Origin of the sequence: Streptomyces sp. NRRL B-24572, from assembly GCF_002156145.1 — a bacterium.
Taxonomy (GTDB): Bacteria; Actinomycetota; Actinomycetes; order Streptomycetales; family Streptomycetaceae; genus Streptomyces; species Streptomyces vietnamensis.
Map to the genome: position 1 here is coordinate 1 of NZ_MWIG01000087.1, position 20375 is coordinate 20375.

Sequence of the window (20375 nt, forward strand, 5' to 3'; positions counted from 1 at the left end):
GCCCGTCACCTATCTGCCCCGACAGACGTACCTGGCACTGCGTGACCAGCCCGGCCGGCCCGTCGGCTTCCCCGCCGAGGAGACACCGCGGTGGCGCACGTTCTACAACCCGGCCTTCGGCCTCGCGTGCGTCTACCAGGACAAATGCGCGGGAACACCGGCCAAGACCGGCGGCCAGTATTCCAACAAGGACAACGAGTACGTCGCCGCATACGTGAACCGCGCCTTCGGCAATGTCCTCGTCCTACACGGCAAGCTGCCCGCCACTCCGGCCACGCTACGGCGCGATCCGTCCATGCGGTCCGACGCGCAGCTGCGGTACTGGTCGATCTGCTCCAACGAGAGCTACGCGACGACCAGAGCCGTCGCCTGCCTCCACGACGAGCAGATTGTCACCGACGCCGACGGGAACTACACGCTCGTCCTGAGCCTTCCCGAGGACCGGCCGGCCAACGCCACCACGCGCAACGGCGTCAACTGGCTCAGTCTCTCGCCGCGCGGCGACGGCGCAGGACACGCCGACGACACCATGCTCATCCTGCGGAACATGCTGCCGACGGCCACCTTCCACCAGGCTGTCCAAAACACCGAGGTGCCCGGTGACGAGGGCACCGTCATGCGCGAGTACCTGCCCACCGGCTCGTACACCACCAGGGCCGCGTTCGAGGCCCTGGGCAGCGCCCCGCGCTGACGGCTCCCACACTGCCGGGCGGCCGTGCGCCGCCCGACGGCTGACGGCCGAAGACCGTCAGGACGACCCCTCGTGCGCCCGCGCCGCCGCCCGACTTCCGGCCCGGCACGCACGCCCAGCCCAGAGCAAGGAAGCGAACCTTCATGTACCTGCCCCCTGTCCGCCGGACGATCGCGTCGTCCACGGCCGGCCTCGCGCTGGCCCTGGCCGTCGCGCTTCCGGCGGCTCCGGTCCTGGCGGACACCCCGCCCCCGGCCGGACAACCAGGACCGGCCCCTTCCGGCCGGCCGACGACCCACGAGGTCACACTCATCACCGGTGACACCGTCACCGTCACGGAGGGACCCGACGCCACCAGCACCACCGAGGTACGCAGGCCCGAAGGCGCCGTCGGCGGATATGCGACCCTCACCATGAACGGCGACACCTACGTCATCCCCGACGAGGCCTACCCCTACGTGGCCAACGGCGCCTTGGACAAGCGCCTGTTCGACATCACCGATCTCATAGCCGACGGTCATGACGACGCCGAAGCGATCCCCCTGATCGTCGGTTACGGCGATGCCGCGGTACGCTCCCGCTCCACCGCCGTGCCCAGGTCCGCGGAAACGGTCCGCCAGCTGCCGAGCATCCACGGCACGGCCATCCGGACAGACCGCTCTCGGGCGACCGGGTTCTGGCGTGAACTCACCACCGGAGCCGGGTCCCGCACGAGCGACGCGGAGTCGCCCGCCTTCGCCGGGGGCATCGCCAAGGTCTGGCTGGACGGCAAGGTCACGGCGGAGCTGGCCGACTCAACGGCGCAGATCGGCGCACCGGCGGCCTGGGCCGGCGGAGCGGACGGCACCGGCGTCACCGTCGCCGTTCTCGACACCGGCTACGACGACACCCATCCCGACCTTGCCGGCCAGGTCGACCGGAGCCGGAGCTTCGTGCCCGGCGAGAGCATCCAGGACCACAACGGTCACGGCACTCACGTCGCTTCCACCGTCGCGGGTACCGGCGCCGCGTCTCCCGACCGCAAGGAGAAGGGTGTGGCCCCGGGCGCCAGACTCGCGATCGGCAAGGTCCTCGGCGACGCCGGCAGCGGCGACATGTCCTGGATCATCGCCGGCATGGAATGGGCCGCCAAGGACGTCAAGGCCCCCATCATCAGCATGAGTCTGGGCTCCAGCGAGCCCAGTGACGGCACCGATCCCCTGTCCGAGGCCGTCGACACCCTCAGCCGCGAGACCGGCGCCCTCTTCGTCGTCGCGGCGGGCAACGCCTCGACCGCGGGTTCCATCGGTGGCCCCGGGGCGGCCTCCGACGCGCTGACCGTCGCCGCGGTGGACAGCCGGGACAGGCTGGCCTCCTTCTCCAGCAAGGGACCCCTCACGGGCAGCAACGCCCTGAAGCCCGACCTCTCCGCGCCAGGGGTGAACATCCTGGCCGCCCGCTCGGCGTACATCGCCGGAGGCAGCGGCCCGTACCAGAGCCTCTCCGGCACCTCCATGGCGACCCCGCACGTCGCGGGAGCCGCGGCGATGCTCGCCCAGCGACACCCGGACTGGACCGGCAGCACCATCAAGAGCGCCCTCATGTCCAGTTCGAAGATGCTGGCCGGTGCCTCCGCGTACCACTACGGGGCCGGACGGCTCGACACGAACGAGGCCACCAGCACCACGGTCACCGCCACGGGCTCCCTCGACTTCGGTTTCCTCGCCTGGCCCCACGACGCTGAGAAGCCGATGAGCCGGACCATCACCTACACCAACCACGGCGACCAGGCCATCACCCTCACCCTGACGCCGGACTTCGGCACCTGGAACCCGGCTTTCACCCTCTCCCAGGACACGGTGACGGTCCCCGCCCACGGCACCTCCCCGGTCACCCTCACCGCCGATCCCACCAAGATCACCACTGGCGGCGTGTCCGTCAGCGTCGGCGGCCAGGTGCGGGCCGCCGAGGCGACCGGTACCGTGGTCGCCCACACCGCGGCAGCCCTCACGGTCGAGGCCGAGCGTTACGCAATGAACCTGACCGTCCTGGACCGCCGGGGGCAGCCGGTCCCCGGCGCCAAGGTGGCGGCGCAACAGTTCACCAGCGCCACGACGACTCTCTACGTGACCGACGGCAACGGGCGGCTTCGCCTGCGCCTGGCGCCCGGCACCCTCTCCCTCTCCGCCTCCTTCACGACGGTCGGCGACGCCCCCGACTCGCAGGGCACCGCCCTCCTGATCGACCCCGAGGTACAGCTCACCGAGGACACCGACATCGTCCTGGACGGGCGCAAGACCGTACGCGCCGACACGGTGACCGAGCGCAGGAGCGAGCCGCTGCTCCGGGTGCTGGAGTACAACCGCCGGGGTGGTGTGTCGGCACTGAACAGCAGGTACGCCGTGCCCGTCGCCAACGACAGCATGTGGGTGACCCCCACGGAGCGGGTCGCCACCGGCTCCTTCGGCTACCTCACCCGTGCCCGCGCGGCAGAGCCCATGCTCCGCCTCGAAGTGGCGGGCCACCCGCTCGACGACGTCATGGTGGAGCGGAACACACCGTTGCCCGAGGGCCGGTTCCTGACCGACGCCCCCCTGGTCTTCGCCGGCGAGGGCCGGGCCGACGAGTACGCGGGGATCGACGCGGTCGGGGCCGTCGCCGTGGTCCGAGCCTCCTCCACCGTTCCGCCCGCGGAGCAGGTGCGAGCGGCACACCAGGCCGGTGCGCTCATGCTGGTGGTCGTCGCCCAGAGCCGGGGACGCCTCTGGACCGACTACGGCGTCGACGGCGCCGCCGCACCCATCGCGGTCGCCGGTCTGCGGCAGACCGAGGGCGAAGCCCTCGTCCAGCGCCTCCAGTCGCAGCCCACGCGCTCGGTGCGCATGACGGCGACCGGTCGGAAGCACCCGACCTACCTCTACGACCTGGCCGACCCGCACCTAGGCCAGATCCCCGACGACCTCATTTACCGTGCGACCACCGCGAACACCACCGAGCGAACCGTCCGCTTCTACGGCACCACCGAGCACACATCCGAAGGACGCGCCGTTCTGCCGCCCTGGCGCACCAGCGACTCCCCCTTCACCCAATGGGACACCACCCCCGGCTCCACCCGTACCGACTACGTGAGTGCCGACCCGGAACTCGCCTGGGCCCAGCTCGTCTACCGCTGGGACGCCGCCGGAAACCAGATCGGTGAGCAACGCGGCCACCTCCGCGTCCACGAGGGAGGGACCTCCGGCACCGACGAGTTCTTCCGCCCGGTGATCCGCCCGGCCATCCAGGACCAGACGAACAACACCCCCCGCCGCACCGGAAACGACTTCGTCTCCAACATCGCCCCCTGGGGCGATGCGGACGGCCACTCCGGCTTCCTCCCCTTCGGCACCGCCCACGTGACCACCATCCTCTGGCAGGAGGGCACTAAGGTCGCCGCGGTCGACGGCCAGCAACTGTACGCACGCGGCCTTCGCCCCGGCGCCGCCGACTACCGGCTCGTCCAGGACGCCGTCCGCGACCCCGCCCGCTACGATCTCAGCCCCCGGGTCCACAGCGAGTGGACGTTCGGCATGGCACAGACCGACAGCACCACCCTCCTTCCACTGATCACGCCCACCATCCGGCTCGACACCGACATGGCCGGAAACGCCCGATGGGGCCTGCAGACCCTCACGCTCACCGGCAGCCACCAGGCCGGCTCCACCGGCGGTGGTGCCATCGGCTCCGCCTCGGTCGAGGTCTCGTACGACAACGGCGCCACCTGGAGCGCGCAGCCGACGGAACGGGTGGGTGACGGCTGGAAGGTGACCGTCAAGAACCCGGTCTCGGCCAAGGACTCCCACGTCGCCCTTCGGATGGCCCTGGCCGACGACCGCGGCAATGCGGTGACCCAGACCGTCTACCGCGCCTACGCGTTGAGGTAGACGGCCGACCCTCTGCAGCTGGAGGCCGCCGGGTGATGCCCCGACGGCCTCCAGCCTTGGCGTTCCTCGTGGTTCACCACGAGCTCAGCGTTGACGTCACCATGGCTGGGCGCCTCGTCGTCCGAGCGCCTCCACGTCGCGGGCAGCCCCGTCGTGGTGGCCGAGGTGGGAGCGGATGAGTGTCGTGACTGCCTCGCCCGCCCGGGAGAGCCACCCATGACGGAAGGTCGGGTTGACGATAAGGACCACGGCAGCGAGGTCCTGGGCGACGACCCGGGCGAATCGGTCGACTGCGGCCGCCGCCTCGGCGTTGCCGACCTGGGCGTCGGCGAAGATCCGTGCGGGGGCGGCGGCGTTATGGATGGCGTCCACTACGGCGCTGTCCCAGTCGAGATGGGAAAGCGAGCCGAGCATCATGCCGGCACCCGAGCGGCGTCCGGCGATGGGCTGGATGAAGTCGCCGGCGCCCTGGGCGGCGCCGAGCCAGTGCTCGGCCAGAGCAGCGAGGCCGGTGTCGTTCTCCGCGTAGGCGGGGCAGCTGAACCAGGCGCCGACCACGCCCGCGGGGTGGAAGCCGCTCCATTCGGGGACCGGGGTGGAATGGCGGACGCGGCCGTGGGCGTGGACGATGGCCGGGATGCCGAGGCCCTGGTCACGGTGTAGTCGCCGAGGTGCCGCAGGGCAGCCACGGCCCGGGCGGAGTCGTCCTTGACCGTGCCGGTGACGACCAGGGCGCCTGCCGCGCGTCTGTCGGCCGCGACGAGCGCAGGCGTCCTGAACGCATCTCAGCTCCTCGTTGCCCCGCTCGCTCAAATGGACCACCGTAGCCCTGACCAACGGAGCCGTTCACGAGACGTCCCGCCGGCTAGGACATCGTTCGATCAAGGTCACGGTGGACCGGTACGGCCACCTCACGCAGGACGGCCAGGAGCGCTGCCGTCAGGTCGTCGAGACGGCCGTCGGACCGCACATGCTCACACCAGGCCGAGCGCCTGCAGCGCGCGGTGCTGACTTGGTGCTGACTTGACCGGCCAGAAGACGTAGCAGACACCCCCCGTACCGCCTCTGACCTTGCCGTTCGCGTCGTACCGTTTTGTCCTCAACCAGATGTTCTCCCATTCGCGCCGCCGGTAGACCCGGCGGACGGCCTCGTTGCTGGGGGAGGCGGGGTCGTTGGCGATGACGTCGCCGTCCGCCGTGAAGCCGATGACGGTCATCAGGTGGCCCGAGGTGCCGTACCCGGCTCCGGTGAGCTCCTCCTTGCGGAAGGACTGGGACGTTATGGCCGGGATGCCGGCCCGGACCAGGGATTCGAGCTCCGTGAGCGAGCGGAGCCGGGTGACCACGGCGTTCATGTCGGGATAGGAGGCCGCGTAGGCGGCGTTGAAGGGCCAGTTGCCGCAGCCCTGGTACTGGTGGTCGTAGGTGAAGCGGGCCGCGTGGCAGACCTGCGGGTCGGCGAAGGCCGGGTTCACCCAGGCCAGCTGTTCGGCCGTGGGGCGGCGCCCCCAGTACTCGACGATCATCTGGGAGGAGGTCGGGCTGCACCAGGCCTCGCCGCCGTTGTCGTACTCGGGGTACTGGCCGACGTGGATGTTCTGGGAGTAGCGCGGGACGGCCAGCTCGTGGGCGGGGCCGGGCTCGGAGGCCGGGACGGTGAAGCGGTCGGGGATGTCCGAGGCCATGGCGCCGAGCCGCCACACCGTCGGGGTGAGGTCGCTGCCCGGGGTGCGGTAGAGGGTGATGCGGAGGCGGTACGCGCTCAGCCGCAGGCCGCTCGCCGCGTCGTCGATCGAGAAGGTGTCGGTCCAGACCGTGCTCCTGCCGTCGGTCTGGTCGTCGACCGAGGTGCGGCGGATGTCGTCGTCGCCGGAGGCCCAGCGGCCGAGCACGTACCAGGGGGTGGCGGTGGCGTCGGAGTACGTGCCGGAGAGTTCGACCTGGAGCCAGGTGCCGGGCGGTGTCTCGGCGTTCCAGGAGGCGATGACCTCGGTGGCGGGCACGGCCGGGGTGTGGACGGGCGAGGTCCAGCTCGCGTACTCCCAGGCGGAGGTGCGGCCGGTGTGCGGGTCGGTGTAGTCGACGCGCCCGGCGGGGGTGGCGAGGACCAGGCCGGGGCGGAGGCCGGGGACCGCCTGCGTACCGGTCGTCGTGCCGCATCTCCAGTCCGTGTAGGAGGACCAGAAGTGGTTGTCGACGAGTCCGGCGGCGGGGGCGCGGCCCCGCTCGGCGGAGTCGGCCCCCTCCGGGGCCGAAGCCGTCGCGGGGCCGGCGGCGGCCGTTCCCGCGGCGGCCGCGAGTGCCGCGGCGAGGACGGTTCTGCGCGGGGTGGAATCGGTCATGGGCGGTGACCCCCAGTCGAGAACGGTGGGCGTACGGAGCTGTGGTGGCGGGGCTGCGCGGGCCCACTATCCCGGCTCCCGCGGGGCCTCCGCCAGCACTTCGCCTCGCGTCGCCGTACCAATATTGGTCTCCACCACTGACGGCGGTACCTCCCTGACCTGCGGCGGTCCCCCGCTCCCCTACCCTGGGGCCATGAACGACCTCGACCGCGCCGCGCACGCGCTGCTCCGGCTGCCGCCCTCCTGCGGACCGGTCCGGCTGGTCGCGGTCGACGGCCACGCGGGCTCCGGCAAGTCCACCCTCGCGGTCCGCCTCTCCGCCGCCCTCGGCGACGCCCCCGTCCTGCGCCTCGACGACCTCGCCACGCACGAGGAGCTCTTCGCGTGGACCGGGCGGCTGCGCGAGCAGGTCCTGGAGCCGCTCTCGCGCGGCGAGACCGCGTCCTACCGCCCGTACGACTGGCGGCTGCGGCGCTTCGGGGAGGCGCGGGCGCTGCCCCCCGCCCCGGTGGTCCTCGTCGAGGGCGTCGGCGCCGGCCGGCGGATGGTGCGGCCGTTCCTGGCGTGGCTGTTGTGGATGGAGCGCGGGCCCGAGGAGTCCTGGGTGCGGGGGCGCCGGCGGGACGGGCCGGAGCAGGCCTCCTTCTGGGACGGCTGGACCGTGGCGGAGACTCGCCATTTCGCCGAGGACCCCTCCCGGCCCTTCGCCGACACCCTGGTACGGGAGTGCGAGGAGGGATACGACTGGCTTCCCGGGCCGGCCGTGACAGCGGGCACGGACCAGATCATCACGCACGGTGACGGCTTCATGTCCGTGATCTGAGGGGGTGGAAGTCCGCTTCCGCAAGTCCCTCAACTTCGCTTGACCCCGGGGCCGTACAGGTCTTACGTTCTGAATGTGCGGCTTTTCGGAGCCGCCGCGGACACGAAGCCCCCGGTTGTTCCCCCGTGATCGGGGGCTTCGTTCTGCCCTCGGAAGCCCTCAAGGAGCCTCCTCCGAGCCTTCTCCAGTCCCTCGTCCACCCCTGATGCTCACCCAGGGTCACTGCTTCCGGATCATGCGCTTCTCCTTAAGCGCGCACCCCCTGCGCAGGTACGATGCCCCCAGGTGCGGTCAAATCCCGTCCATGCGATGACGGTTGTGGGGGACCCGATGGACATCGGCACGCAGGGCTCGCAGGCCCCGGCCGAGCTCGCCTGGCTGCGCGGAGTCGACGCCTACACGATGGGCGCGTATCCGCAGGCGGAGGACGAGTTCCGGACGGCGGTACGGATCGATCCCGGGATGGCGGACGCCTGGCTCGGGCTGCACGCGCTCCGGGTCGACACCACGACCGCGCTGCTGCGCATGTACCGCAACCGCGAGCGCTTCGGCGAGCAGCGGACCCGGTACCGGCGCACCCTGAACTCCTGGTACTGGCTGGGCTGGTGGGTGCAACCGGTCCTGGAGAGCCCGCGCGACCTGCTGCTCGCGCACGCCTCCCACTGGCTCGACGGCCGCCACGTGCCGGAGCTCGACCGCGCCCTCGCCGGCCTCCCCCCGGTCGACACCGACCCGCAGGTGCGCTTCCTGCACGCCTGCCGCGCCTATCTCGTCAAGGACTGGGACCAGCTCGTCCGGCACACCGAGACCCTCGTCGACGACCCGCTCCTCGGCATCGAGGCCGGGCTCTTCGGCGGCATGGCCCGGGTGCGCCTGGAGATGTACAGCCAGGCCGAGCCGCTCCTCTCGGCCTCGCTGATGCGGTGCCGCAGCGAGCAGCCGCAGCGCAAGGAGCTGCGCTACTGGCTCGCGCGGGCCCACGAGGGCACCGGGCGCAGCGCCGCCGCACTGCCGCTCTACCGGGCGGTGCACCGGATCGACCCGGCGTTCATGGACACCGCCGCCCGGCTCGCGGCGATCGCCGAGTACGACGGGTTCGAGGGCTACGACGGGGTGGACGACCCCGGCCTCGCGACGGTCGCGACGGGCCCCCTCGGCGGGGGGCTCGGCCAGGACGCGGTCGACACCGTGCCGGGCGCCGAACCCGACCCCGGCGGGCTCGGCGACGGGCTGCGGCTGGCTCCCGAACCGGCGCCGCCGACCGCCCCCGTCACGCCGCCGGAGACCGTACGGCAGAAGGCCCCGCTGCCCGGCCAGCCGATGCCGCCGCGCTTCCCGGCCGGACCCACCGATCCGGTGCTCCTCGCGGAGGCGCTCGCCGAACTGGAGGGCATGGTCGGGCTCGAACCGGTCAAACGGCAGGTCAAGGCGCTTTCGGCGCAGCTGGAGATGGCCCGGCTCCGGGCCGGACAGGGTCTTCCCGTCCAGCCGCCGAAGCGCCATTTCGTCTTCTCCGGGCCCTCGGGCACCGGGAAGACCACGGTCGCCCGGATCCTGGGACGGGTCTTCTACGCCCTCGGGCTGCTCGGCGGCGACCACCTCGTGGAGGCCCAACGGGCCGACATGGTCGGCGAGTTCCTGGGCCAGACAGCGGTCAAGGCCAATGAGCTGATCGACTCGGCGGTCGGCGGCGTGCTGTTCGTGGACGAGGCGTACGCGCTCTCCAACACCGGCTACAGCAAGGGCGACGCGTACGGCGACGAGGCCCTCCAGGTGCTCCTCAAGCGCGCCGAGGACAACCGGGACCACCTCGTGGTCATCCTGGCCGGCTACCCCGAGGGCATGGACCGGCTGCTCAGCACCAACCCGGGCCTGTCCTCCCGGTTCACCACCCGGGTCGACTTCCCCTCGTACCGGCCGCTGGAGCTCACCGCCATCGGAGAGGTCCTCGCGGCGGCCAACGGGGACTGCTGGGACGAGGAGGCGCTCGACGAGCTCCGCTCCATCAGCGGACACGTCGTCGACCAGGGCTGGATCGACGAGCTCGGCAACGGCCGCTTCCTGCGCACCCTGTACGAGAAGTCCTGTGCCTACCGGGACCTGCGGCTCTCCGGATACCCGGGGAGCCCGACCCGGGAGGACCTCGCGACCCTCCGGCTCGCCGACCTCATGCAGGCGTACGGCGAGGTCCTGTCGGGCCGCGGCCCGGTCGACCGCGGCCCGCAGCAGGAGCCGCCGGGTTACTAGGGTCTGCGCTGAGACAGGGGCCGGGCCGTCAGGCCCTCTCCCCCGGGCGCGGAGTCGATCCGCATGCCGAAGGGCCGGCTGATGCGGCCGAGCACGTCGTGGAGCCATCGCGCGTCCTGCCGCGGGGTCCGTTCGAGCCGCAGCCGTCGGCTGCGCAGCGGTACGAGCCGGACCTCCGCCAGGGTGCCGTCCTCGTCCTGGACGGTGACGAAGTACAGCAGCCGCAGGTCGTCGCGGTACTGCTCCTGTCCGGTGATCCCCTCGTAGTCGTTGACGAGGTCGCCGCACCCGTGCAGGACGAGCCTGCCCCGGTACGCCTCCAGGGGCCGGGGGTGGTGCGAGGAGTGCCCGTGGACGATGTCGGCGCCCGCGTCGACGAGCGCGTGCCCGAGGGCGACCTGGGCACGCTCGGGGGCGTAGCCCCAGTTGGAGCCCCAGTGCACCGAGACGACGACCAGGTCCCCGGGGCGCCGGTCCGCGCGCAGCCGGTCGGCGAGACGGGTCGCGGCCGCGTCGTACGGCCCTTCGGCGTAGTGCACCCCTCCCCCGCGACCGGTGGCGGCCCAGTCGGGGGGCACCCCGCTGGACGCCAGGCCGAGCGCGTGGACGAGCAGCCGGCGTCCGCCCGGCAGCGGCACCACCGCGGGCCGGGCGGCCTCCTCGGCGTCCCGCCCCGCGCCCGCGGTGCGCAGCCCGGCGGCGGCGAGGGCGTCGAGGGTGTCGTCGAGGCCGCGCCGCCCGTAGTCGAGGACGTGGTTGTTGGCCAGGACGACCACGTCGGGGCGGACGGCGGTGAGCGCGGGCAGATCGGCCGGCGACATGCGGTAGTGGACGGCCTTGCCGGGCACCGGCACGTCGTGGTGGGTGACGGAGGTCTCCAGGTTGACCACGCGGACGTCCGGCCCGGCGTCGTCGATCAGTCGGAGCGCCTCGCCCCAGGGGTAGGCGGGGTCGACCGGCCGGGGCACGGGCCCGAAGCGCGCCTCGGCGAGGGACACGTAGTCGCGGGCGTCCCGCACGTACCGCTCGGGCAGGGCGGGATCCAGCGGATGGGGAAGGATCTGGTCGATTCCCCGGCCGAGCATCACGTCTCCGCAGAGGAACAGTCCGGTCAGACCGCCGCCGCCCATGCTCCCAGGCTAGGGCCTTCCTGCACGGTGCGGGCCCGTGACGTCCTGCCCGAGGGCGGACGTCACGGGCTTGCCCCCGGGGTCTGTCCGGCGGACCGGGGCCGGTCCGCCGGACAGACCCTAGACCCGTACCGTGGACGGACCGGGTCCGGACGGCGACTGCACGCGGTGCGCCGGGTCGCGGACCTCGCCCACCAGCATCTCCAGGACGTCCTCCAGGGCGACCAGGCCGAGGACCCGGCCCGAGCCGTCCGCGACCTGCGCCAGATGCGTGGCGGCGCGGCGCATCACGGTGAGGGCGTCGTCGAGCGGCAGTTCGGCGCGGAGCGTCGCCATCGGGCGCCACAGCCGCTGCGGGACCGCCCGCTCCCGCTCCTCCAGGTCCAGGACGTCCTTCACGTGCACGAAGCCCATGAAGGTCGCCCGGCCCTCGGCGCGGACCGGGAAGCGGGAGTACCCGGTCCGTACGGTCAGCTCCTCGATCTCGCGCGGGGTGACCGACGGCGGGACCGTGACGAGGGAGGCGGGGGCGATCAGGACGTCCGTCACCGGGCGGCTGCCCAGTTCGAGGGCGTCCTCCAGGCGCTCCTGCTCGACCGGGTCGAGCAGTCCCGCCTGCCCCGCGTCCTCGACGAGCCGGCCGAGCTGGGCGCTGGTGAAGACCGCCTCCACCTCGTCCTTCGGCTCGACCTTGAACGCCCGCAGGACGAAGTGGGCGCAGGCCCCGAGCGCGGCCGTGACCGGCCGGCAGAGCCGGGCGAAGCCGACGAGGCCGGGGGCGAGCCAGAGGGCGGTGCGCTCGGGGTCGGCCATCGCCAGGTTCTTCGGGACCATCTCGCCGATGACGAGGTGGAGGAAGACGACCGCGGCGAGGGCGATGACGTAGCCGAGCGGGTGGATCAGCCCCTCCGGGACCCCGATCGCGTGGAAGACCGGTTCGAGGAGCTGGGCGACGGTCGGCTCGGCGACGGCGCCGAGCGTCAGGGAGCAGACGGTGATGCCGAACTGGGCGGCGGCCATCATCTGCGGCAGGTTCTCCAGGCCGTGCAGGACCTGCTTGGCCCTGGCGCCCCCGAGCGGCTCGATCTGGCTGCGCCGGACGGAGACGAGGGCGAACTCGGCCCCGACGAAGAAGCCGTTGGCGAGGACCAGGAGGACGGCGAAGAGGAGTTGCAGGGTGCTCATCGGACCGCCTCCGCGGGGACGGGCACGGGCGCGCCTGCCGCGTCCGGGCCAGGGACCGACGCACCGCCCGGGCCGGAGACCGAAGTGCCGTCCGGGCCGGGGACCGACGTACCGCCCGGGCCGGAGACCGACGTGCCGTCCGGGTCCGGCACGTCGGCCGGGTCCGGGGTCGTACGGACGATCCGCACCCGCTCGGCGCGGTAGCGGTCGACCTGGCGCACCGAGAGCCGCCAGCCGGGGAGTTCGGCCCGGTCCCCGGGGGCCGGGATGCGCCCGAGGAGGTCGGCGACGAGTCCGGCGACGGTCTCGTACGGCCCGTCGGGCACGTCGAGGCCTATCCGGCGCAGGGTGTGGACCCGGCAGGAGCCGTCGGCCTCCCAGGCGGGACGGCCGTCCTCGGCGGGCGCCGCGGCAAGCTCGGGCCGTCCGTCGGCGGCGGTGTCGTGCTCGTCGCGGACCTCGCCGACGAGCTCCTCGACGATGTCCTCCAGGGTGACGACGCCGGCCGTGCCCCCGTACTCGTCGACGACCACCGCGATCGGCTGCTCCCGCCGCAGCCGCTCCAGGAGCGTCTGGGCGGGCAGCGTCTCGGGGACGAGGAGCGGCGGGACCGCGATCCGTCCGACGGGGGTGCGCAGGCGGGCGTGCGGGGCGACGGCGAGCGCGTCCTTGAGGTGGACCATGCCGACGATCTCGTCGATGCGGTCGCGGTAGACCGGGAAGCGCGAGAGGCCGGTGGCCCGGGTGAGGTTGAGGACGTCGGCCGCGGTGGCGTCCCACTGGAGGGCGCTCACCTTCACGCGCGGGGTCATGACCTGCTCGGCGGTGAGGCCGCCGAGGGACAGGGTCCGTACGAAGAGGTCGGCGGTGTCCTGTTCGAGCGCGCCGGCCTGGGCCGAGTGCCGGGCGAGCGAGACGAGCTCGCCGGGGGTGCGGACCGAGTCCAGCTCCTCGGTGGGCTCGACGCCCAGGAGCCGTACGAGGCTGTTGGCGACCCGGTTGAGCAGGGAGATCACCGGCCGGAACAGCGCCGAGAAGCGGCGCTGCGGGGTGGCGACGAAGCGGGCGACCTGGAGCGGCCGGGAGACCGCCCAGTTCTTCGGCACGAGCTCGCCGACCACCATCTGGACGGCGGAGGCGAGCAGCATGCCGATCACCACCGAGACCCCGGATACGGCCCCTTCGGGCAGTCCGGTCGCGGTGAGCGGCCCGTGCAGGAGTCCGGCGAGCGCGGGCTCGGCGAGCATGCCGACGACCAGCGAGGTGATCGTGATGCCGAGCTGGGTGCCGGAGAGCTGGAAGGACAGTTCGCGCAGCGCGGTGACGACGGTGCGGGCGCGCCGGTCGCCGGCGGCCGCCGCCCGCTCGGCCTCGGCGCGCTCGACGGTCACGAGACCGAACTCGGCGGCCACGAAGAAGCCGTTGGCGAGGATCAGGAGGAAGGCCGCGACGAGCAGCAGAAGGGAGACGATCATGCCGCCGCCTCCGGGGAGGGGGCGGCGCAGGTACTACCGGACGATCCGTCCATTGCTGGAGGGAGTCACTCCTCGGGTCGAAGGGTGGTCTCGCGGGCCGCGGCTGCGGCCCTGCACACGCGAGACGGTGGTGCCGCTGGGCACCACCGTCTCCAGAGTAGTCATGTGACCGCCCCCAGTGGCAGGGGGTCGGCCCCCGGATGGGGGACGAACCGGGGTTTCCCCGATACGGCCGGGGGTCTCAGCCGGTCTCCGCGACCGTCCCGTGGCTCTCGGCCAGGGCCCGCAGGGCGCGGGCGTCGCGGATCGCCGATTCCTTGGCGATGCCGGGCTGGATGCCGAGCACGGGCAGGCTGGTGCCGTCGCTCAGGTCGAGGAAGACCCACGGGTCGCCGGGGCGGAGGTTGACCCGGAGGATCTCCGCCCAGGCGAGCCGCCGGGTCCTGGTGATGTTGACGACCGTGACGCCCTCGTCGTCGGCGACGACCTTGGGGCGGCTCAGCAGGACCAGGACCCCGGACAGCAGCGCGGCGGTGAAGACGAAGCTGGCGCGCTCTCCCGGTCCGAGGCGCTCCAGCATCATCGCGACGCCGGTGATGACCACGAACATCGCGGCGCTCATGGTCAGCAGGACGGCCCGGGTGCGCCCGGGACGGAAGGTGACCGGGAGGGCGGGCGTCGTGGACTGCGACATCGGTGGTTCCTCAGTGCCTGGTGAGACAGTGCCTGGTGAGACAGCGCCCGGCAGGACGGTGCCTGCCGGAACGGTGCCCGGTGGGACGTGCGGGCCGGCAGCCGTCAGAGGCGGCAGGCGTGGATGGCGGTGGTGAGGATGGCGCGGGCGCCGATCTCGTACAGGTCGTCCATGATCCGCTGCGCCTCCTTGGCGGGGACCATCGCGCGGACGGCGACCCAGCCCTCGTTGTGCAGCGGGGAGACGGTCGGCGACTCCAGGCCCGGGGTGAGGGCGACGGCCTGCTCCAGGTGCTCGGCCCGGCAGTCGTAGTCCATCATCACGTACGAGCGGGCGACCAGGACGCCCTGGAGGCGGCGCATGAACTGCTGCACCTGCGGGTGGTCGTCGGAGGCGCCGTGGCGGCGGATGACGACGGCCTCGGAGGTCAGGATCGGCTCGCCGATGACCTCCAGGCCCGCGTTGCGCAGGCTGGTGCCGGTCTCCACGACGTCCGCGATGACCTGGGCGACGCCCAGCTGGATCGCGGTCTCGACGGCGCCGTCGAGGTGGACGACGGAGGCGTCGATGCCCTGGTCGGCGAGGTGCTTGGCGACGATGCCCTCGTAGGAGGTGGCGATCGTCATGCCGCCGAAGTCCTCGGGTCCGTTCGCGGTACCCGGGCGGGTGGCGTAGCGGAAGGTGGAGCGGCCGAAGTTCAGCGGGAGGATCTCCTCGGCGCTGGCTCCGGAGTCCAGGAGCAGGTCACGGCCGGTGATGCCGATGTCCAGCTTCCCGGAGGCGACGTAGATCGCGATGTCCTTCGGCCGCAGGTAGAAGAACTCGACCTCGTTGTCGGGGTCGATGACCACGAGCTCCTTGGACTCTTTGCGCTGGCGGTAGCCGGCCTCATGGAGCATGGCCGACGCAGGTCCGGAGAGGGAACCCTTGTTGGGGACGGCGATGCGCAGCATGGGGTGAGCTTCCTTTGCCTGGGAGTCTTGGGGAGGGTGTGGGCTTTTTCGGATCGTGCTCAGAGGTGGGCGTAGACGTCGTCGAGCGAGATCCCGCGGGCGACCATCATCACCTGGACGTGGTACAGCAGCTGCGAGATCTCCTCGGCGGCCGCTTCCTTGCCCTCGTACTCCGCGGCCATCCAGACCTCGGCGGCCTCCTCGACGACCTTCTTGCCGATGGCATGGACGCCCTTGCCCACCAGCTCCGCCGTGCGGGAGGTGGCCGGGTCGCCGGTCTCTGCCTTGAGCTTGAGCTCGGAGAAGAGCTCTTCGAAGCTTTTACGGGTTCCGTTCGCCATGATGGTCCTAAGAGTACGGGGTGGGGAGGCACCACTCAGCGCCAGGGTTCGCTGACCGTGCGCAGCGTGGTGGCGGTGGCGACGGCGGCGGTGACCGCTTCGTGGCCCTTGTCCTCGGAGGATCCTTCGAGACCGGCCCGGTCGAGCGCCTGCTCCTCGTTGTCGACGGTGAGGACGCCGAATCCGACGGGTACGCCGGTGTCGATCGAGACCTGGGTGAGGCCGTGGGTGACGCCCTGGCACACGTACTCGAAGTGCGGCGTTCCACCGCGGATGACGACGCCGAGCGCCACGATGGCATCGTAGCCGCGCCCGGCGAGGACCTTCGCCACGACCGGGAGCTCGAAGCTGCCGGGGACGCGCAGGAGCGTCGGCTCGTCGATGCCGAGCTCGCTGAGGGCGCGCAGGGCGCCGTCGACGAGTCCGTCCATGATCTTCTCGTGCCACTGCGCCGCGATGACCGCGACCCGGAGGTCGCCGCAGTTCTTCACGCTGAGGACGGGTGCGCCCTTGCCGCTCATGTCTCTCCTAGCCGATTTCGTGCGTACGGGATTACTGGTTGTTGCAGGTGGAGGCCGGGGAGCCGTCCAGCCAGGGCAGGTCGTGCCCCATCCGGTCCCGCTTGGTGCGCAGGTAGCGGAGGTTGTGCTCGCCGGCCTGGACCGGCATGGGCTCCCGGCCCTCGACCCTCAGGCCGTGCCGGGTGAGGGCGTCGATCTTGTCGGGGTTGTTGGTCATCAGGCGCAGGCTGCGGACGCCGAGGTCGCCGAGGATCTGCGCGCCGGCCGCGTAGTCGCGGGCGTCGGCGGGCAGTCCGAGCTCCAGGTTGGCGTCGAGGGTGTCGCGGCCCTGCTCCTGGAGCTCGTACGCGCGCAGCTTGGACAGCAGGCCGATGCCGCGGCCCTCGTGCCCGCGCAGGTAGACGACGACGCCGCGCCCGGCCTTGGTGATCCGGTCCATGGAGGCCTGCAGCTGGGGGCCGCAGTCGCAGCGCTGCGACTGGAAGATGTCGCCGGTCAGGCACTCGGAGTGGACCCGGACGAGGACGTCCTCGCCGTCGCCGATCTCACCGTGGACGAGGGCGACGTGCTCGACGCCGTCGACGGTGGAGCGGTAGCCGTACGCGGTGAACTCGCCGTGCGCGGTGGGGAGCTGGACCTCGGCCTCGCGGCGGACGGTCGGCTCGGCGGAGCGCCGGTAGGCGATCAGGTCCTCGATGGAGATGATCGTCAGGCCGTGCTTGCGGGCGAAGGGGACCAGTTCGGGCAGGCGCAGCATCACGCCGTCCTCGCCGGCGATCTCGACGATCGCTCCGGCCGGGCGGAGGCCCGCGAGGCGGGCGAGGTCGACGGCGGCCTCGGTGTGTCCGTTGCGGACGAGGACGCCGCCGGGCTTGGCGCGCAGCGGGAAGATGTGGCCGGGACGGACGAAGTCGGAGGGCTCGTGGCTGCCGGAGGCGAGCATCCGCAGGGTGGTGGCGCGGTCGGCGGCGGAGATGCCGGTGGTGACGCCGTGGGCGGGGGACGCGTCCACGGAGACGGTGAAGGCCGTGCGCATCGACTCGGTGTTGTGCTCGACCATCTGCGGGAGTTCGAGGCGCTGCAGCTCCTCGTCCTCCATGGGGGCGCAGATCAGGCCGCGGCACTCGCTCATCATGAAGGCGACGATCTCGGGGGTGGCCTTCTCGGCGGCGATGACGAGGTCGCCCTCGTTCTCGCGGTCCTCGTCGTCGACGACGACGACGGGGCGGCCGGCGGCGATGTCGCGGATGGCCTGCTCGACGGGGTCGAGGGCGAGGTCGGTGGCGTCCCAGAGGGAATGCGTGTTCATGCGTGGGCCCCTTCCAGGACGGTGGTGCTGCGGGACCGCAGCCACCAGTCGCGCATGCCCCACAGGACGAGCGCGCCGTAGATGACGTAGACGAAGCCGGAGAAGGCGTAGCCGTTGGCGAAGTTCAGCGGGACGCCGACCAGGTCGACGAGCAGCCAGGCGAACCAGAACTCGACCATGCCCTTGGCCTGGGCGTACATGGCCACGATGGTGCCCACGAAGATGTACGCGTCGGGCCACGGGTCCCAGGACAGGTTCGGGAAGGCTTCGAAGAGCAGGGCCACGGCGACGGTGCCGACGGCAGCCGCGGCGACCATGACGGCACGCTCGGCCCAGGTGGCGAAGCGCACGGCGATCTGGCCGTCCGCCTCCTGTCCCTTGCGGCGCTGCCACTGCCACCAGCCGTAGAGCGCCACGAGCATGACGACGACCTGCTTGCCGGCGCTGCCGGCGAGGTGGCCGAAGAAGGCGCCGAAGAGGATGAGGCCGGCGAGGAACTGCACGGGCCAGGTCCAGACGGAGCGGCGCCAGCCGAGGGCGAGGGCGACGAGGCCGAAGACGTTGCCGATCATGTCCGACCAGATGATGTGCTGGTCGAAGGCCGTGAACGCCTCGGAGTTGAGCCAGTTCACTTCTCGTTCTCCTTGGCGTCGGCGCCGAGCAGCCGCTCGACGTACTTGGCGATGACGTCCACTTCGAGGTTGACCGGGTCGCCGGACTGCTTGATGCCGAGCGTGGTCAGGTCGAGGGTGGTCGGAATGAGGCTGATGGTGAACCAGTCGTCGGCGACCTCGACGACGGTGAGGCTGACGCCGTCGACCGTGATCGAGCCCTTCTCGACGACGTACCGGGAGAGGTGGGCGGGCAGGCCGACCTTGACGAGTTCCCAGTGCTCGGACGGGGTGCGCTCCAGGATGGTGCCGGTGCCGTCGACGTGGCCCTGGACGATGTGGCCGCCGAGGCGGCCGCCGACGGCCATGGGCCGCTCCAGGTTGACGCGGGAGCCGACTTCGAGGGCGCCGAGGCTGGACCGCTTGAGGGTCTCGGCCATGACGTCGGCGGTGAACTCGCCGTCGCCGAACTCGACGACCGTGAGACAGACACCGTTGACGGCGATGGAGTCGCCGTGCTGGGCGCCTTCCGTGACCAGGGGGCCGCGCAGCCGGAAGCGGGAGGCGTCCTCCAGCTGCTCGACGGCGACGACCTCGCCCAGTTCTTCGACGATTCCGGTGAACACGGTCAGGCTCCCTTGAGGGTGGCGGTGATGCGGATATCGGGTCCGATGTGCGCGGTCTCGGTGATGTCGAGCCGCAACGCTTCGGTGATGGTGGTGATTCCGGCGTCGGCGAGGGCGGCGGGGCCCGCGCCGAGGAGGACCGGGGCGAGGTAGCCGACGACCTGGTCGACGGCGCCCGCGGCGATGAAGGCGCCCGCGAGGGTGGGGCCGCCTTCGAGGAGGATCGAGCGGACACCGCGCGCGTGCAGCGGGGTGAGCAGCTCGTGCACGCCGATGCGACCGTCGTGCAGGGGCAGCCGGAGCAGTTCGACGTCGGGCAGGTGCCGGGTGTCGGCGTCCTCGCCGACGACCAGCAGGGTGGGCGCGGCGTCGTCGAGGATCCGTGCGGTGGGCAGGAGCTCGGCGCGGGCGTCGAGGGCGACCCGCAGCGGCTGGGTGGCGTTCTCGATGCCGCGGACGGCGAGGTGCGGGTCGTCCGTGCGCAGCGTCCCGCCGCCGACGACGACGGCGTCGGCCTCGGCGCGGAGCCGGTGGACGTCGGCGCGGGACTCGGCGGAGCTGATCCAGCGGGAGGTGCCGTCGGCGGCGGCGATCCGGCCGTCGAGGGTGGCGGCGTACTTCCAGCGGACGAAGGGGCGGCCGCGGCGCACGGAGGTGAGCCAGGCGAGGTTGCCGGCCTCGGCCTCGGCCTCCAGGAGCCCCTGCTCGACCTCGATCCCGGCGGCGCGGAGGGTGTCGGCACCGCCCGTGGCCTGCGGGTTCGGGTCGCCGACCGCGTACACGACCCGGCTGATCCCGGCCTCGATGAGGGCCTGGGAGCAGGGGCCGGTGCGGCCGGTGTGGTCACAGGGTTCGAGGGTGACGTAGGCGGTGCCGCCGCGGGCCAGGACGCCGGCCGCGCGCAGGGCGTGGACCTCGGCGTGGGGGCCGCCGGCGCGCTGGTGGAAGCCTTCGCCGACCTGGTGTCCGGAGGCGTCGGTGATGACGCAGCCGACGACCGGGTTGGGGCTGGTGGCGCCGAGTCCGCGTGCGGCGAGCTCGACGGCGCGTCGCATGGCGGTGATGTCGGCCTGCTGGGCCACCGGGTCCTCCTGCCTCTTCGGGCACGGACTCCGGGGCCTGTCGATGACGACAGAGAGCGGGAAGGACACCTCGCACAGGGTGCGCCGAAAGGCCGCGTCCTCGCGGGTACGCCGATCGGTGACGACACGGCGACCAGCGGACGTACGGCCGGCACACCCCTGAGAGGGGTCACCCGCCGCGCACTGCCTCCCATCCGGACTTTCACCGTCGGTCCAGGAATTTCACCTGGTCAACCGGCCGCTGGCTTGCGGACGGGTCGCGGACTATACCGCCGGTTCGGAATTACACCGACCCCGGAGTGCGCTGCTGCTGATACAGGGCCAGTGTGCCACGGCTCGCGTGAGGCGATAGACCGGAACCTTGTGGGCTGGCTCACAGAACCTCCCGGCCACCTTCTTTGGTCCAGACCTATTGACGCACTGGTCTAGTCCTCTTAATCTCC

The 20375-nt window shown here is 72.0% G+C and carries 17 protein-coding genes and 1 riboswitch; of the genes, 4 read left to right on the forward strand and 13 right to left on the reverse strand.

The genetic code is table 11. The features are described 5' to 3' along the window. Together CCN56_RS42980 and CCN56_RS05575 are read left to right on the forward strand one after the other, a co-directional pair. On the forward strand, nt 1-691 hold a 691-nt coding region (locus tag CCN56_RS42980), incomplete at its 5' end, for a hypothetical protein (RefSeq protein WP_256961779.1). Nucleotides 692-834: 143 nt separating this feature from the next. Further along, nucleotides 835-4593 (forward strand): S8 family serine peptidase, encoded by a 3759-nt coding sequence (locus tag CCN56_RS05575; RefSeq protein WP_086824158.1) that lies wholly within the window; start codon nt 835-837, stop codon nt 4591-4593. Nucleotides 4594-4689: 96 nt separating this feature from the next. Here CCN56_RS05575 and CCN56_RS05580 read toward each other — a convergent pair whose 3' ends face one another. Further along, nucleotides 4690-5415, reverse strand: coding sequence for an ROK family protein (locus CCN56_RS05580; RefSeq protein ID WP_256961781.1), 726 nt, complete (start codon nt 5413-5415; stop codon nt 4690-4692). A gap of 152 nt (nt 5416-5567) precedes the next feature. Next, nucleotides 5568-6935: a peptidase C39 family protein gene (locus CCN56_RS05585; RefSeq protein ID WP_086824162.1), complete on the reverse strand. Its 1368-nt coding sequence runs from the start codon at nt 6933-6935 to the stop codon at nt 5568-5570. 193 nt (nt 6936-7128) lie between these two features. Here CCN56_RS05585 and CCN56_RS05590 point away from each other — a divergent pair, with 193 nt between their 5' ends. Next, complete coding sequence (locus CCN56_RS05590; protein WP_086824164.1) at nt 7129-7758, forward strand: uridine kinase; 630 nt, start codon at nt 7129-7131, stop codon at nt 7756-7758. 330 nt (nt 7759-8088) lie between these two features. After that, nucleotides 8089-10005 (forward strand): AAA family ATPase, encoded by a 1917-nt coding sequence (locus CCN56_RS05595; protein ID WP_086824166.1) that lies wholly within the window; start codon nt 8089-8091, stop codon nt 10003-10005. Here CCN56_RS05595 and CCN56_RS05600 read toward each other — a convergent pair. The 11 genes from CCN56_RS05600 to ribD form a co-directional block, all read right to left on the reverse strand. Then, the gene (locus tag CCN56_RS05600; RefSeq protein WP_086824168.1) at nt 10002-11135 is read right to left on the reverse strand and encodes a CapA family protein; all 1134 of its coding nucleotides are present in this window, start codon (nt 11133-11135) and stop codon (nt 10002-10004) included. The genes CCN56_RS05595 and CCN56_RS05600 overlap by 4 nt on opposite strands. A gap of 120 nt (nt 11136-11255) precedes the next feature. Then, complete coding sequence (locus CCN56_RS05605) at nt 11256-12320, reverse strand: hemolysin family protein (RefSeq protein WP_086824170.1); 1065 nt, start codon at nt 12318-12320, stop codon at nt 11256-11258. Further along, nucleotides 12317-13795 (reverse strand): hemolysin family protein, encoded by a 1479-nt coding sequence (locus tag CCN56_RS05610; RefSeq protein WP_086824172.1) that lies wholly within the window; start codon nt 13793-13795, stop codon nt 12317-12319. Before CCN56_RS05610 ends, CCN56_RS05605 begins: the two co-directional genes overlap by 4 nt. Before the next feature lie 241 nt (nt 13796-14036). Then, nucleotides 14037-14489 (reverse strand): PH domain-containing protein, encoded by a 453-nt coding sequence (locus CCN56_RS05615; protein ID WP_086824174.1) that lies wholly within the window; start codon nt 14487-14489, stop codon nt 14037-14039. A gap of 104 nt (nt 14490-14593) precedes the next feature. After that, complete coding sequence (gene hisG, locus CCN56_RS05620) at nt 14594-15442, reverse strand: ATP phosphoribosyltransferase (RefSeq protein ID WP_030691289.1); 849 nt, start codon at nt 15440-15442, stop codon at nt 14594-14596. Between the two features lie 59 nt (nt 15443-15501). Beyond that, nucleotides 15502-15783: a phosphoribosyl-ATP diphosphatase gene (locus CCN56_RS05625; protein ID WP_086824176.1), complete on the reverse strand. Its 282-nt coding sequence runs from the start codon at nt 15781-15783 to the stop codon at nt 15502-15504. A 35-nt stretch (nt 15784-15818) separates the two neighbouring features. Further along, on the reverse strand, nt 15819-16304 hold the full coding sequence (ribH, locus tag CCN56_RS05630) for a 6,7-dimethyl-8-ribityllumazine synthase (protein ID WP_024760819.1): 486 nt from the start codon (nt 16302-16304) through the stop codon (nt 15819-15821). Between the two features lie 31 nt (nt 16305-16335). Then, nucleotides 16336-17613, reverse strand: coding sequence for a bifunctional 3,4-dihydroxy-2-butanone-4-phosphate synthase/GTP cyclohydrolase II (locus tag CCN56_RS05635; protein ID WP_086824178.1), 1278 nt, complete (start codon nt 17611-17613; stop codon nt 16336-16338). Beyond that, nucleotides 17610-18245 (reverse strand): nicotinamide mononucleotide transporter family protein, encoded by a 636-nt coding sequence (locus CCN56_RS05640; RefSeq protein WP_086824180.1) that lies wholly within the window; start codon nt 18243-18245, stop codon nt 17610-17612. The genes CCN56_RS05635 and CCN56_RS05640 overlap by 4 nt, the downstream gene beginning before the upstream one ends. Next, entirely contained in the window at nt 18242-18850 is a 609-nt protein-coding gene (locus tag CCN56_RS05645) for a riboflavin synthase (RefSeq protein ID WP_086824182.1), read from the reverse strand. The genes CCN56_RS05640 and CCN56_RS05645 overlap by 4 nt, the downstream gene beginning before the upstream one ends. 2 nt (nt 18851-18852) lie before the next feature. Next, the gene (gene ribD / locus CCN56_RS05650; protein WP_086824184.1) at nt 18853-19932 is read right to left on the reverse strand and encodes a bifunctional diaminohydroxyphosphoribosylaminopyrimidine deaminase/5-amino-6-(5-phosphoribosylamino)uracil reductase RibD; all 1080 of its coding nucleotides are present in this window, start codon (nt 19930-19932) and stop codon (nt 18853-18855) included. Between the two features lie 176 nt (nt 19933-20108). Next, nucleotides 20109-20239, reverse strand: a riboswitch (FMN riboswitch). Nucleotides 20240-20375: the final 136 nt, after the last annotated feature.

Excerpts from the sequence above, each read along its gene's own strand:
- CCN56_RS05625 (WP_086824176.1), bottom strand. The coding sequence starts at position 15,783 with ATGGCGAACGGAACCCGTAAAAGCTTCGAAGAGCTCTTCTCCGAGCTC.
- hisG (WP_030691289.1), bottom strand. The coding sequence starts at position 15,442 with ATGCTGCGCATCGCCGTCCCCAACAAGGGTTCCCTCTCCGGACCTGCG.
- CCN56_RS05585 (WP_086824162.1), bottom strand. The coding sequence starts at position 6,935 with ATGACCGATTCCACCCCGCGCAGAACCGTCCTCGCCGCGGCACTCGCG.
- CCN56_RS05615 (WP_086824174.1), bottom strand. The coding sequence starts at position 14,489 with ATGTCGCAGTCCACGACGCCCGCCCTCCCGGTCACCTTCCGTCCCGGG.
- CCN56_RS05600 (WP_086824168.1), bottom strand. The coding sequence starts at position 11,135 with ATGGGCGGCGGCGGTCTGACCGGACTGTTCCTCTGCGGAGACGTGATG.
- CCN56_RS05605 (WP_086824170.1), bottom strand. The coding sequence starts at position 12,320 with ATGAGCACCCTGCAACTCCTCTTCGCCGTCCTCCTGGTCCTCGCCAAC.
- CCN56_RS05575 (WP_086824158.1), top strand. The coding sequence starts at position 835 with ATGTACCTGCCCCCTGTCCGCCGGACGATCGCGTCGTCCACGGCCGGC.
- CCN56_RS05610 (WP_086824172.1), bottom strand. The coding sequence starts at position 13,795 with ATGATCGTCTCCCTTCTGCTGCTCGTCGCGGCCTTCCTCCTGATCCTC.
- CCN56_RS05590 (WP_086824164.1), top strand. The coding sequence starts at position 7,129 with ATGAACGACCTCGACCGCGCCGCGCACGCGCTGCTCCGGCTGCCGCCC.
- CCN56_RS05595 (WP_086824166.1), top strand. The coding sequence starts at position 8,089 with ATGGACATCGGCACGCAGGGCTCGCAGGCCCCGGCCGAGCTCGCCTGG.
- CCN56_RS05635 (WP_086824178.1), bottom strand. The coding sequence starts at position 17,613 with ATGAACACGCATTCCCTCTGGGACGCCACCGACCTCGCCCTCGACCCC.
- ribH (WP_024760819.1), bottom strand. The coding sequence starts at position 16,304 with ATGAGCGGCAAGGGCGCACCCGTCCTCAGCGTGAAGAACTGCGGCGAC.